The organism is Pseudomonas sp. 44 R 15, assembly GCF_900004965.1.
GTDB lineage: Bacteria > Pseudomonadota > Gammaproteobacteria > Pseudomonadales > Pseudomonadaceae > Aquipseudomonas > Aquipseudomonas orientalis_A.
In genome coordinates this window covers 29,051-42,549 of the sequence record NZ_CVTU01000098.1, presented here as the reverse complement: position 1 = coordinate 42,549, position 13,499 = coordinate 29,051, and the positions used below count along the sequence as shown (strand labels likewise).

Annotated in this window: 13 protein-coding genes; 1 reads left to right on the top strand and 12 read right to left on the bottom strand. The window is 62.2% G+C overall.

Annotation, left to right across the window (positions count from 1 at the left end):
* Positions 1-188: 188 nt before the first annotated feature.
* From BFP93_RS15855 to BFP93_RS15800, 12 genes are all read right to left on the bottom strand, one after another.
* Positions 189-815, bottom strand: a complete 627-nt coding sequence (locus BFP93_RS15855) for a class I SAM-dependent methyltransferase (protein ID WP_065893808.1) — start codon at positions 813-815, stop codon at positions 189-191.
* 39 nt (positions 816-854) lie between these two features.
* Complete coding sequence (locus tag BFP93_RS15850) at positions 855-1,499, bottom strand: methionine ABC transporter permease (RefSeq protein ID WP_065893807.1); 645 nt, start codon at positions 1,497-1,499, stop codon at positions 855-857.
* Positions 1,489-2,604, bottom strand: a complete 1,116-nt coding sequence (locus tag BFP93_RS15845; RefSeq protein ID WP_065893806.1) for a methionine ABC transporter ATP-binding protein — start codon at positions 2,602-2,604, stop codon at positions 1,489-1,491. The genes BFP93_RS15850 and BFP93_RS15845 overlap by 11 nt, the downstream gene beginning before the upstream one ends.
* Positions 2,601-3,395 carry a MetQ/NlpA family ABC transporter substrate-binding protein gene (locus tag BFP93_RS15840; protein ID WP_065893805.1) on the bottom strand — a complete coding sequence of 265 codons (795 nt, stop codon included), beginning with the start codon at positions 3,393-3,395 and terminating at the stop codon, positions 2,601-2,603. The genes BFP93_RS15845 and BFP93_RS15840 overlap by 4 nt, the downstream gene beginning before the upstream one ends.
* Positions 3,396-3,512: 117 nt before the next feature.
* Entirely contained in the window at positions 3,513-4,865 is a 1,353-nt protein-coding gene (locus tag BFP93_RS15835) for an LLM class flavin-dependent oxidoreductase (protein WP_065893804.1), read from the bottom strand.
* Positions 4,865-6,058, bottom strand: a complete 1,194-nt coding sequence (locus BFP93_RS15830; RefSeq protein ID WP_065893803.1) for an SfnB family sulfur acquisition oxidoreductase — start codon at positions 6,056-6,058, stop codon at positions 4,865-4,867. The genes BFP93_RS15835 and BFP93_RS15830 overlap by 1 nt, the downstream gene beginning before the upstream one ends.
* 39 nt (positions 6,059-6,097) lie before the next feature.
* On the bottom strand, positions 6,098-7,339 hold the full coding sequence (locus BFP93_RS15825) for an SfnB family sulfur acquisition oxidoreductase (RefSeq protein WP_065893802.1): 1,242 nt from the start codon (positions 7,337-7,339) through the stop codon (positions 6,098-6,100).
* A gap of 187 nt (positions 7,340-7,526) precedes the next feature.
* Positions 7,527-8,303 (bottom strand): hypothetical protein, encoded by a 777-nt coding sequence (locus BFP93_RS15820; RefSeq protein WP_065893801.1) that lies wholly within the window; start codon positions 8,301-8,303, stop codon positions 7,527-7,529.
* 368 nt (positions 8,304-8,671) lie between these two features.
* Positions 8,672-9,418 (bottom strand): L-cystine ABC transporter ATP-binding protein TcyN, encoded by a 747-nt coding sequence (gene tcyN / locus BFP93_RS15815; RefSeq protein WP_065893800.1) that lies wholly within the window; start codon positions 9,416-9,418, stop codon positions 8,672-8,674.
* Positions 9,419-9,421: 3 nt separating this feature from the next.
* Complete coding sequence (gene tcyL, locus BFP93_RS15810; protein ID WP_032878420.1) at positions 9,422-10,087, bottom strand: cystine ABC transporter permease; 666 nt, start codon at positions 10,085-10,087, stop codon at positions 9,422-9,424.
* Positions 10,087-10,881, bottom strand: coding sequence for a cystine ABC transporter substrate-binding protein (gene tcyJ, locus BFP93_RS15805; RefSeq protein WP_065884653.1), 795 nt, complete (start codon positions 10,879-10,881; stop codon positions 10,087-10,089). The genes tcyL and tcyJ overlap by 1 nt, the downstream gene beginning before the upstream one ends.
* A gap of 280 nt (positions 10,882-11,161) precedes the next feature.
* Positions 11,162-12,157 carry a D-cysteine desulfhydrase gene (locus tag BFP93_RS15800; RefSeq protein WP_065893799.1) on the bottom strand — a complete coding sequence of 332 codons (996 nt, stop codon included), beginning with the start codon at positions 12,155-12,157 and terminating at the stop codon, positions 11,162-11,164.
* A 166-nt stretch (positions 12,158-12,323) separates the two neighbouring features.
* Here BFP93_RS15800 and epsC point away from each other — a divergent pair, with 166 nt between their 5' ends.
* Positions 12,324-13,250 carry a serine O-acetyltransferase EpsC gene (epsC, locus tag BFP93_RS15795; protein ID WP_065893798.1) on the top strand — a complete coding sequence of 309 codons (927 nt, stop codon included), beginning with the start codon at positions 12,324-12,326 and terminating at the stop codon, positions 13,248-13,250.
* Positions 13,251-13,499 lie beyond the last annotated feature (249 nt).

The following is a 13,499-nucleotide window of genomic DNA, read 5'->3' as shown; positions in this document are numbered from 1 at the left end:
AGTGAGCCGCTGTAAAAGCGGAACCATTAGCAGCCGTTACCGCAGAAACGGATATGTACTCGGTCTGATCCAACATCCTGGTCGGCCCCGAGGCTGCCATCGGGGGCAAGCCCCCTCCCACATTTGGAATGCGTTCTCCTGTGGGAGGGGGCTTGCCCCCGATAGCATTAGCCCAGGCAATAAATCACTTAAACCCGACGCCACACACTGGCCAACCAAGGCTGCTGCTCCCTCGGCAAACCCGCAGGTCGGTAATAATGCTCCAGCTCTTCAAACCCGGCCTCAGTCAGCAACCCTCGCCATGCCTCCAGATCGTGATAAGACCCATACCGCGGCCCGTTCCAACCTTCCCGGTTGTCACCCCGAGGATTGGAGCTGAACAGCACCCCACCGGGTTTCAACGCGCCGTGCAGTTGCTGGAGCACCCGTGGCAATTCCTGCTTGGGTATGTGAAACAGCACCGCATTGGCGAAGATCCCGTCAAAGCGCTCGGCAGGCAGGTCCAGTCTCAGGAAGTCCTGCTGCAACACCTCACAACCACTGTCTTCGCGCGCCATCTGCGCAAAGCGCTCGGAACCGTCGAGCCCCACGGCGATATGCCCCATGCGTGTAAACGTCTGCAAATCGCGCCCCGGCCCGCAGCCGAAATCCAGCACGGTAAACGGCGCCGTGCCCTGGAGATGCCGCAGCAGCGCATCGATGTTCTGGCTGACATCATGATCGCGGGTGCCTTCACGGAAGTCCTCGGCCACGTGGTTGTAATGGCCGAGGGTGGTGGCGGTGATCTGGTTGAGGTCTTCGGGCTTGAGGGTCATGACAGGCAATACCGGACGCTTGGATTCCCTGACTATACCTCACCGCTTGTTCAGTACCCGCGCCAATCGATCCCCGCCCAGTTGAATCACCGCCACCAGCACCACCAACAGCACAATCACCGTCAGCATGATCTGCGTGTCAAAACGCTGGTAGCCATAGCGGTACGCAATGTCGCCCAAGCCACCGGCGCCAATCGCACCGGCCATGGCCGATGAGTTGATCATGGTCACCAGGGTGATGGTGAACCCGCCGACGATGCCCGGCAGCGCTTCCGGCAACAGCACGTGCCAGATGATGTGCCAGCGCCGGCACCCCATGGCCTGCGCCGCTTCGATCAGGCCATGGTCGACTTCGCGCAGGCTGACTTCGGCGATGCGCGCAAAGAACGGCGTGGCGGCGATCGTCAGCGGAACCACCGCCGCCCACACGCCATAGGTGGTGCCCACGATCAAGCGGGTAAACGGGATCAGCGCCACCATCAGGATCAGGAAGGGAATGGAGCGGAACAGGTTGACGAAGGCGCCCAGCACCCGATTCAGCGTCGGTGCCTGGTAGATGCCGCCCTTGTCGCTGGTGACCAGAAACACGGCCAGCGGAATCCCCACCAGCAGGGCGATCAACGACGACACACCCACCATCAACAGGGTGTCGATGGCGCCCTGCACTAAACGATCAAACCACATGGCCCAGCACCTCCACCCGTTGCGCCCAGTTCGCGGCGCGGTTGCGCAGTTCTTCGGCGCTGTGCGGCGATCCATTCACCGCCAGCAGTAATTGCCCCAGGGCATGCCCCTGGATGCGTTCCACCCCGCCTTGCAGCAACCGCACGCGGCCGCCGAGGGCCTTGAACAGTGCGGCAAGGTCCGGCTCATCGGCGTCGCTGCCGGTGAACTGCAAGCGCAGCACCACGGCGGCGTCGGCGGACGTGGGAGTGGGGTGCAGACGGTTTTGCAGTTCGGCCGGCAAGCCGTGTTGCAAGGGGGCGAGCAGGGTTTGGCTGACGTCGTGCTGCGGATTGCCGAACACTTGCCACACCGGGCCCTGCTCGACGATGCGCCCGTGTTCCAGCACCACCACGCGGTCGCAGATGTCGCGGATTACCGCCATCTCATGGGTGATCAACACGATGGTCAGGCCCAGGCGCTGGTTGATCTCGCGCAGCAGGCCGAGGATCGATTGGGTGGTCTCCGGGTCCAGCGCCGAGGTGGCCTCGTCGCAGAGCAGGATCTCGGGGTCGTGCACCAGCGAACGGGCGATGCCCACGCGCTGTTTCTGCCCCCCGGAAAGCTGCGCCGGATACGCCTTGTGCTTGTCCTGCAAACCCACCAGTTCCAGCAGCTCACGCACCTTTTGTTCACGCTGCGGCTTGGGCACCCCGGCGACTCTGAGCGGCAATTCGACGTTCTGCCACACGGTCTTGGCCGACATCAGGTTGAAGTGCTGGAAGATCATGCCGATGCGCCGGCGCAACGCGACGAGGTGGTCTTCATCGAAGCCGCCGATATCCACCTGATCGATCAGCACGCGCCCGCTGCTGGGTTGTTCCAGGCGATTGATGGTGCGAATCAGCGACGACTTGCCGGCGCCGCTGCGGCCAATGATGCCGAACACTTCGCCACGCTGGATCGCCAGGTCGATGCCGTGCAAAGCATGCACCGTGCCGTCATAGGTTTTACCCAGGTTGATGAAGCGCACGTGGGCACGGTTCAGATCCGCATGCAGTTCGGTCTGCCGGGTGTCCCTGGGCGGTGTGCCCAGGTCGCGCAGTCGGGCATTGGCGGCGGTCATTTTTTAGCTTCCCAGCCGACTTGGTAAAGCTTGCCGAGGGATTTATCCAGGGCGGCGCGTACCACCGGCGAGTGCTGGTAGATGTCGACGAACTTGATCACCCGTGGGTCGGTCTTGCTCTTGGGCTGGATCACGAACTGGATCACGTATTCCGGGTGGTCCAGACCGTCGAACAGCAACGCCGATTCCGCATCGAAGGTCTTGGACAGGCGGATGTACGCGGGGTAGCCCTGCACCAGGTCGGCGTCGTCATAGGCGCGCACCAACTGCACGGCTTCCACTTGCAGAATCTTGATTTTCTTCGGATTGCTGACGATGTCTTCTTCGGTGGCCTTGTAGCCCACGCCCGGCTTGAGGCTGATCAGCCCGGCCTTGGCCAGCAGCTGCAGGCCGCGCCCGCTGTTGATCGGGTCGTTGGCAATGGCCACGCTGGCGCCTTCGGGCAGGTCGTTGAAGCTTTTGTACTTTTTCGAATACAGCCCGACGTTGTTGATGATGCCCGGCGCATAAGGCACCAGGTCAAACCCGGCGGCAGCCTTGGCGTTTTCCAGGAAGGGAATGTGCTGGAAGTAGTTCACGTCGATATCGCCGGCAGCGAGGCTGACGTTGGGGGCGATCCAGTCGGTGAATTCCACCAGTTCCACTTTCAGGCCTTGTTTGCCGGCTTCTTCCACGGCGGCTTCCAGGGGAATGGCGAAGGCGGCGGTGGTGCCGACTTTCAGCGGCGCATCGACGGCGAATACGGCCGTGCTGAACAGTCCGAAGGCCAGGGAGAGCACTATTTTTTTCATATGAGTTTCCAATTGTAGGAGCGAGCTTGCTCGCGAAAAACTTGAGGACGCATCGGTAAACCAGATGCACCGCGTTATCGTTAACGGTCTTCGCGAGCAAGCTCGCTCCTACAGGGGTTAGTGTCGGTAGGTAGAGCCGGTGTGTTGTTCGGGTAAGCGAGCAGTGCCGTGGAAGACTTTTTCGCGCAGCGTGCCCTGCTCATATTCGGTTTTGTACGACCCGCGCTTTTGCAGCTCCGGCACTACAAGATCGATGAAATCCACATAGCTTTCCGGCGTCACGATGCGCGTCAGGTTGAAGCCATCCAGGCCCGTTTCGCTGATCCACGATTCCAGCTCATCGGCGACCTGCTCAGGCGACCCAACCAGCGTGATATAGCGCCCGCCCAATGCGTGCTGCTCGAGCAATTTGCGCCGGGTCCAGTCGTTGTTCTGCAGGTTTTTGGTGGCCGATTGGATCGCATTGCTCTTCACGTACTGGATCGGCTCGTCCAGCTCGTACTCGGAAAAATCGATCGCCGTGGACGCCGCAAAGTGCGCCACGCCGGCCTCGGCGCTGGCATAGCTGAGGTACTCGGCGTGCTTGGCCCAGGCCAGTTCTTCGGTCGCGCCGACGATCACGTTGAGGCCCATGAACACTTTGATGTCATCCGGATTACGCCCGGCCGCCACCGCGCTGGCACGCACCTTGTCCACCTGGATTCTGGTCGAGGCCTTGTTCTGCCCGCTGATGAACACGCACTCGGCATGACGCCCGGCGAACTGCAGGCCGCGCTCCGAACTGCCGGCCTGGAACAGCACCGGCGTGCGCTGCGGCGAGGGCTCGCACAGGTGATAACCCTCCACTTGGTAGAACTCGCCGTGATGCTCGACCTTGTGCACCTTGCCCGGTTGCGCATACACCCGCGCCTGGGGATCGTTGACCACCGCGTCATCTTCCCAGCTGCCTTCCCAGAGTTTGTACAGCACCTGCAGGTATTCATCGGCCTGGTCGTAGCGGCGGTCATGCTCGACTTGTTCGTTCAGGCCCATGGCCTTGGCGGCGCTGTCGAGGTAGCCGGTGACGATGTTCCAGCCCACGCGGCCACGGCTCAGGTGGTCGAGGGTGGACATGCGCCGGGCGAACAGATAGGGCGGCTCGTAGGTCAGGTTGGCGGTGAGGCCGAAGCCAAGGTTGCGGGTGACCGCCGCCATGGCCGAGACCAGCAGGAGCGGGTCGTTGACCGGCAACTGGATCGATTCTTTGAGCGGCACGTCGATGGACTGCTGGTACACGTCATACACGCCGACGATATCGGCGATGAACAAGCCGTCGAACAGCCCGCGCTCGAGGGTTTGCGCCAGGTCGGTCCAGTATTCGAGGGTCTTGTACTGGGTGGACGTGTCCCGTGGATGGGTCCACAAGCCGTGGTTGATATGCCCGATGCAGTTCATGTTGAAGGCATTGAGCAGGATTTTTTTCTTGCTCATCAGATCGTCCCCCGCAGCGGCGGGTTTTCGGCGTTGAGGTAGTAATTGCCCACGGCGTGATATTTCCAGCGCACCGGGTCGTGCAGGGTGTGAACCCGCGCGTTGCGCCAGTGGCGGTCCAGGCCGTGCTCGGCCAGGGTCGCCTGGCTGCCGGCCAGTTCGAACAGCGTGCTGCCGGCGGCGAGGGATATTTCGGTGCTCAAGGCGCGCACTTCGGCGACGGCGATGGAGGCGGCCGCGACGGTCTGGGCCGTGCTGTCGGCCTGGGCGCGATCGAGGAATTCGCCCGAGCGCTCGAGCAACGCTTCGGCGGCGTGCAGGCGAATGCTCAGGTGGCCGAAGCTTTTCAGCGTCAACGGGTCATCGGTGGCCTTGTCGCTGCCTGAGTCGATCCAGGGACGGGTCTTGGTGCGCACAAAATGCAGCGCATCTTCGAAGGCGGCGCGGGCGATGCCGGTGTCGATGGCGGCGTGCAGAATCTGCGCCAGGGGGCCGACGGTGGTCGGGCGTTCGAAGGCGCTCTGGAACGGCACCACGTCCCGGGCATCCACCCACACTTTGTCGAACACCACCGAACCGCTGCCGGTGGTGCGCTGGCCGAAGCCGCTCCAGTCGTCGATCACCGTCAGGCCGGCGCTGTCGCGAGGCACGAAGGCCAGTTGCTGGACACCGTTTTCGTCCACCACCGAGGTGGGGATGCGTTGCGCGTAGATCGCGCCGGTGGCGTAGAACTTGCGCCCGCTGATGCGAAAACCCTCGCCGTCGCGGCTGAGGCGGGTCACGCGATCATGGGCGGTCTTGGTGCCCAGTTCCGCCAGGGCGTTGCCAAAGCGCTGGCCGGCCAGCACGTCGGCGTACAGGCGCTGCTGCTGTTCGGGGCTGCCGTTGACCCGCAGCACTTCAAGGGCATAGAAATGGTTTTGCGGGATCTGGCCCAGGGAGGCGTCGGCCTGGGCAATCAGCGCAATGACCTTGGCCAGGGTGACGTTGGACACACCGGCACCGCCATAGGCCTTGGGCACGCTGATGCCCCACAGGCCGGAGCGGGAAAACACGTCCAGCTCGGGCAACGGCAGACGACGTTCGCGGTCGCGCTGGGCGCTGTCGCGGCGCAGGTCTTCGGCCAGGTCGCTGGCGACAATAAGGGCTTGTTCATCGCTGGTAATGACCGCGACGTGATGGGAAAGCGTCATGTGTTCTCCAGAAGCTCGTGGAAAAAGTGTTCTGGGCGGTCAGATCCAGGAATGTCGAGCCGGCAACGTGCCGTTCAAGCGGTAGGCACCGATGGCGTGATACTTCCAGCGCACCGGGTCATGCAGCGTGTGGACCCGCGCATTGCGCCAGTGCCGGTCAAGGTTGAATTCGGCGAGGGTGGCGCGGCTGCCGGCCAACTCGAAGAGCTTTTCGCTGACCAGCAATGACACTTCGGTAGTGAGCACCTTGGCCTCGGCGACTGCGATAGACGCGCGGGCGGCGGACTGCGCGGTGATCGGTGCGGCGCTGACCTGATCCAGTACCTGGCCGGCCTTGCGCAGCAGTGCCTGCGCGGCATGCAGCTCGATCTTCAATTTGCCGATATCGGCGATGACATACAGGTCGTCGCTGGCCCGTTCGACCTTGGCGTCGATCCAGGGACGTGAACGTTCACGCACAAAAGCGATGGTGTCCTCGAGGGCGCCCTGGGCGATGCCGGCGTCGATGGCGGCCTGGATCAGTTGGGAGACGGCGCCCTGGATATTCGGGCTTTCGCCCAGGCGCCAGTTGTCCACCACCCACTCTGCGTCCACCGGTACCCGGTCAAGCAGTACGGTGCCGCTGGCGGTGGTGCGTTGGCCAAATCCCGACCAGTCATCGACGATGCGCAGCCCCTCGCTGCCACGGCGCACAAACGCCATGACTTGCTTGCCGTCATCGTTGAGGGCCTTGATGGCCACCCAATGGGCGAACAGTGCGCCGGTGGAGTAGAACTTCTGGCCGCTGACCACATACCCGTCGCCCTCGGCGGTGATGCGCGCCTTGAGCTCCAGGGTATTTTTCGTGCCGCGTTCCGGGCCGCCATTGCCGATGCGCCAACCCTCGAGCACGCTCTGGAACAGGTGCTTTTTCTGGCGCTCGCTGGCGGTGCTTTGCAGCAGGTGCAGGATGCCGAAATGGTTCTGCGGGATTTGCCCGAGAGCCGGGTCGGCCGCGCTGATGATGGCGAAGACCTCGGCCAGGGTCACGAACGAAACCTGCGGACCGCCGTATTCGCGGGGAATGGAAATGCTGCCCAACCCGCTGCGGGTGAACTGTTCGATCTGCGCCCATGGCAATTGGCGTTGCTGGTCGCGCCTGGCGGCTTGCAGGCGCGCGGCGTCAGCCAGCTCATGGGCGGCGCTCAGCGCCTGGGCGTCGTTGCGCAGCACGGTGGCCGGCAACAACAGCGGCGCTGCGTCCAGATCACTCTGGGGGGGTGTTAGAGCCAAGTTAGACATCAGCGCCGCTCCTTGGCTGCACGTAATGCCCTGGCGTTATGCACCGGGGTAATTCTGACCATACCGACCTCGCATTCAATGAAATGAAAACAGAAAATTCAGGAATGTCCGGTGGTCCGGTGCATATACCCTAAGCGTGTTTATTTTTTAAATAAACTAACTTTTAGGAATATGCATAGAAGGGTCGTCACCCCGGTTCGCAGGGGGAGCCGAAAGGACGAGGTCGATACGTGGCCTCGGCCCTGTCCGAGCTCGTGGGAACCCAGGCGGCGATGCGCAAGGTACGGGCCGGCGCCCAGCGCGAATTGTTGCCGACGCGATCCAGGATGCAGTACGTCACCTCCAGGCGGCAGTCGTCACCGCCTTCGATAATGACCGTCGAAGGCACCCACACCTGAACGGGCATGCCGACGCTCCCGGCCTGGATTTTCGGCAGATCCATGCGTACGTCACCCCAGCGCAGGGTGATGGCGTCGCCGCTGGCCATGTTCGCGTAAGGCTCGATGGACAGCGGAATACCGCGTTGCACCTGGCGACTGTTGACGCCGTGGCGGCGGATGGTCTCGGGCAGGCTGACGGGGGCCAGGTTCTGGTTTTCGTCGCTGTACAGGTTCGACGGCTGCCCGCCCGGGTAGTTGGTCTTGACCCGTACCTGGGTAGTGGCCGAGCGCGCCGGGCCGTGCCCGATCTGCATGATTTGGTAGTGAACCCGGGCCGGGCCATCCTGTACAAAGCTTTCCGGCACCCGCAGGTGGGTCGGTGTGCCGATTTTGCCGGCCGTCACCCGGCGTGAAGCGGCAAAGCAGTTGTTCCAGAACAGCTCGATCAGGTCGCCTTCCTCCATGCCGGGGTAAGGGGCGATGTCGACCTGCAGTTGCGCGGCCGCGTGGGCACTGATGCCGTTTCGAACGGCCTGGGGCAGGGTGGGTGCGGTCAGCATGGCCGGGATAGTAGTGTGCGTCATAAGTGATCTCCTTGATGCAGCCAGCAGCAATCGTTCCGGGCCTTGGGCGCGGGTGCGCAAAGGGGCCGAAAGAACGATTCAGTGAGTAGCCGGGATAGGATCCAATCCTCTGGACGCTAGATAAGAGGGTTGCTGGAGGAGGGTCAATGGAGGCAAAAGGCTAAACGGCGGGTTTGGCGATATTCAGAAGGGTCTGACGGAGCGAGGGATTTAAAGGCGCTTATGACGGGGGTTTTTACGCGATGAGAGGGTAACCCACTGTAGGAGCGAGCTTGCTCGCGAAGAACGTTAACGATAACGCGGTGAATCAGATTGACCGAGTTGCCTGGGCGTTTTTCGCGAGCAAGCTCGCTCCTACAGAGGGGGCGTCAGTGGGCGAGAAATTTGCTCAGGAACTGCCGGGTGCGCTCTTCTTTGGGGTTGGCGAACAGCGCCTTGGCTTCACCCTGTTCGACGATCACGCCCTTGTCGAAAAAGATCACGCGGTTGGCGACATCCCGGGCAAAGCTCATCTCGTGGGTGACGATTACCATGGTGCGGTTTTCTTCGGCCAGGCTGCGGATGGTCGCCAGCACTTCACCGACCAGTTCCGGGTCGAGGGCCGAGGTGGGTTCGTCGAACAGAATCACCTCAGGCTCCATGGCCAGGGCCCGAGCGATCGCCACACGCTGTTGCTGACCCCCGGACAGTCGCCGTGGATAAGCCGCTTCCTTGCCCGCCAGGCCAACCTTGGCCAACAGCCTGCGACCCAGTTCGGTCGCCGCGTCGCGGGGCATTTTCTTGACCACGATCGGGCCTTCGATGACGTTTTCGAGTGCGGTGCGGTGGGGGAACAGGTTGAAGTTCTGGAATACAAAACCCACATGCTGGCGCAGACGTCGCACCAGGCCCTGTTGCTGGTTGAGCGGCTTGTTGCTGTCGATCTCGATATCACCCACCTTGATACGGCCGCTGGTGGGTTCTTCGAGAAAATTCAGGCAACGCAGGAAGGTGGTCTTGCCGGAGCCGCTGGGGCCGATGATGGCTACGACTTCGCCGGCCTTGACCTCAAGGTCGATGCCGTTGAGCACCACCTGACCGTTGAATTGTTTGGTCAGTTTTTCAACCACGATCATGCTTCAAGACTCCAGGTCATGCCGGTTGACCCGGTCTTCCAGACGATTTTGCAGATGCGCCAGGATGCTCGCCAGGATCCAGTAGATCAGGGCTGCGGACAGATACATGGTGAAAATTTCGAAGGTGCGCGCCGAGACCAGTTGGGCCTGCCGGAACAGCTCGGGCACCTGGATGGTGGCGGCCAGCGCCGTGTCCTTGACCAGTGAAATAAAACTGTTGCCCAGCGGCGGCAGTGCGGTGCGCATCGCCTGCGGCAGGATGGCCCGGCGCAATGTTTGCGCACGGGTCATGCCGATACTCGCGGCGGCTTCCCACTGGCCACGCTCGATGGACGCGATGGCGGCCCGCAGGATTTCACAGGCGTAGGCGGCCATGTTCAGCGAAAAGCCGATCATGGCGGCCGGAATCGGGTCCAGCTCGATGCCCACTTGCGGCAAGCCGTAGTAGATCAGGAACAATTGCACCAGCAGGGGCGTGCCGCGAAAGAACGACACGTAGACCCGCGCCGTCCAACTCAGCAGCTTGAAGCGCGACAGGCGCATCAAGGCCAAGCCGAAGCCCAGCAGCAGACCGAAGAACATCCCGCCCAGGCTGAGGATTACCGTGTAATACGCGCCCTTGAGCAGAAAGGGCGCGGAGTCCAGCGCGAGTTGCAAACCTGCTTCCATTATTGAGTGACGTCAGCGTTGAAGTATTTCTCGGACAGCGTCTTCAAAGTGCCGTCGGCGCGCAGCTTGTCGAGCGCCTTGTTCACCGCGTCCAGCAATTCAGGCTCGCCCTTGCGCAGGGCAATACCCGATTCCTGGCGAGAGAAGGCGTCGCCTGCCGCGGCGGTATCCGGGGCTTTCTTGGCGTATTCCAGAGCGGCCAGGCGGTCGATCAGGATGGCGTCGATGCGGCCGATGCGCAGGTCCTGGAACTTGGTCGGGTCGTCGTTGTAGGTCTTGATGATGGCTTTAGGCTGGTTGTCCTTGAGCCATTGTTCGTAGTTGGTGCCCAGGCCTACGCCGACTTTCTTGCCGGCCAGGTCGTTGGCGGTCTTGATCGCGTCGACGTTTTTCTTCAGCACCAGCGCCTGAATCCCGGACACGGTGTAAGGCTTGGAGAAATCGTACTTTTTCTTGCGCTCTTCGGAGATGGTCACCTGGTTGACCACCGCGTCCAGGCGCTTGGATTCCAGGGCGGCGAGGATGCCGTCCCATGGGGTGGCCTGCAGCTTGACCTTGACGCCCAATTCTTTGGCCAGCGCCTCGGACAGCTCCACCTCGAAGCCGCTGAGCTTGCCGCTTTCATCGACGAAGCTGAACGGTGGGTAGGTGCCTTCCAGGCCGATCTTGATCTCGCCGGCTTTCTTGATGGCGCCCAGTTGCTCGCCGGCAACCGCCTGGCCGAGCATGCCTGCGCCAAGCGCCAGGCCCAATGTGCCGAGCAGCAATGTGCGACGCAATACAGAAATAGTCATGAAGAGCCCCTATGGTTTTTTATGGTGAGCGAAGCCGGTGACGCAGTAGCCGTATCCTGCCTTAAAGCGCGGTGCGCGTCTTCGCCTTCGGCGCGATGATAAAGCGGGTTTTTAAGACTTGAAAATAATAAAAAAACAACTTCATATTCATATTTCGAATATGAAAGAGGTCAAGTGTGGGAGGGGGCTTGCCCCCGATGGCAGTGGTTCAGCTACAGATTAGCTGACTGACCCACCGCTATCGGGGGCAAGCCCCCTCCCACATTCAGTCCGCGTTTATTCAGCTGAATACTGAGTCATAGGCAAACAGCGCCGGGGCCCCGCCCGTATGCAGGAAAATAATCGGCCCGTCCCCGAACCGCTGACGCCCGATGCCGTCCAGCAAGCCTGCCATGGCCTTGCCGGTATAGACCGGGTCGAGCAACAGACCTTCCTGGCTGGCCAAAAGTTTGATTGCCGACAACGTGCCCGCGTTCGGTTCGCCATAACGCGGGCCGAAGTATTCGTCCCACAGGATCACCTTGAATGCCTCGGGCACCTCCACGCCAAGCAGCTCGGCGGTGCGCTCGGCCAGGCCCTGTACTTTCGGGCGCTGGGCTTCGTCGGTGCGCGACACGGTGACGCCAATCACCGGCAGGTTCGGCAGCGCTTCGCTCAGCGCCAGCGCCAGGCCGCTATGGGTACCGGCGCTGCCCGAGGCCAATACCACCGCTGCAAAGTCGAGGCCGCTGTCTTCGATCTGCGCCGCCAGCTCCAGGCCTGCACGCACATAACCCAGCGCGCCGAGGGCATTCGAGCCGCCGATAGGTACCAGGTAGGGCTTCTTGCCGTTGCTGCGCAGGCGGTCGGCGAGGGCGTTGAGCTGGTCGTCGACATTATCGAGGTTCTCGACCAGCTCAACCTTGGCGTCGAACAGCTCGAGCAACAGACGGTTACCGTTACCCAGGTAGTTGGGGTCGTCGGTGCCGGTAGGATTTTCCAGCAGGGCGACGCAGCCCAGGCCGAGCCTGGCGGCCAGCGCGGCGGTCTGGCGCACATGGTTGGACTGGATAGCGCCGGCGGTGACCAGCGTGTCGGCGCCCTGGGCGAGGGCATCGGCGGCCAGGTATTCAAGTTTGCGCAATTTGTTGCCACCCATGGCCAGCGGGGTGGTGTCATCGCGCTTGACGTAGATGTCCCTGCCCAACCAGGTCGACAGCCGCTCGAGTTTTTCCAGGGCGGTGGCGCCGCCCAACAGGTCCAGGCGGTTAAAGCGGTCAAGCTGTTGTTTGATCATGGCTACGCACGGTGGCTGAGTAATTGGACGACTATAGGCAGGCACTTTTCATCGGGCAACGGCCAATCGCTTATGTCGGATGGTTCTTGGCCTCATACCATTGGTTCTTAAGGGTTGCCTGGGTGCATACCGTAAAGTGATGGCCATTTCGTCAGGAGTGAATACCGTGAGTGAGCGTTCCAGCCATTGGCAATTGCAGACCATCGTCAGCCAGCTGCGCAGCGCCCGGGACCAGTGGCGAACGCGCAACGGTCGCTTGAGCGGCGAACACGGTGGTCGCGAATTACCGTCGCGCGAGGCCGTGGCGCAGATTCTCGAAGCACTGTGCGGCGCACTGTTCCCGATGCGCCTGGGCCCGGTGGACCTGCGCGAAGAAAGTGAAGACTTCTACGTCGGGCATACCCTCGACGTCGCCCTCAACGCGTTGCTTGCCCAGGCCCGCCTGGAGCTGCGCTACGCCGCGCGTCAGGGTGGCCGGGATGACGGCCAGATCGACGCCGATGCCATTCGCCTGATCCAGGATTTCGCCCTGGCATTGCCGGCGTTGCGCAGCCTGCTGGACACCGACGTACTGGCCGCCTACCACGGTGACCCGGCCGCGCGCAGCGTGGATGAGGTGCTGCTGTGCTACCCGGGCATCCTGGCGGTGATTCACCACCGCCTGGCCCACCACCTGTACCGCGCCGGCTTGCCGCTGCTGGCGCGCATCAGTGCGGAAATCGCCCACTCGGCTACCGGTATCGATATCCACCCCGGCGCGCAGATCGGCCCGAGTTTCTTTATCGACCACGGCACCGGTGTGGTGATTGGCGAGACGGCGATCATTGGTGAGCGGGTGCGCATCTACCAGGCCGTGACGCTGGGCGCCAAGCGCTTCCCGGCGGATGAGGATGGGCAGCTGCAAAAAGGCCATCCGCGCCATCCTATCGTTGAGGATGACGTGGTGATCTACGCCGGCGCCACGATCCTTGGGCGGATTACCATCGGCAAGGGTTCGACCATCGGCGGCAATGTATGGCTGACCCGCAGCGTGCCGGCGGGGGCGAATATTACCCAGGCGAATTTGCAGCATGATGATGGGGCACAGAAGTAAAGAGTCGGCACAAATCCCCTGTGGGAGGGGGCTTGCCCCCGATAGCAGTCTGTCAGTTGATATAACTGGCACTGACCCACCGCTATCGGGGCATAGGTATCTACACAACTGCGTAGCACCCACCGTAACCACGATGCGAAGCGAGTCGCTCTTGATCTTGATCTTGATCTGCTTTTGATCTCAGGCGCCCCGTTAAACCACGCTGGCCGAACGCAGGCTTGAATCCGTGGGTAACCCGGCAGGACGCCG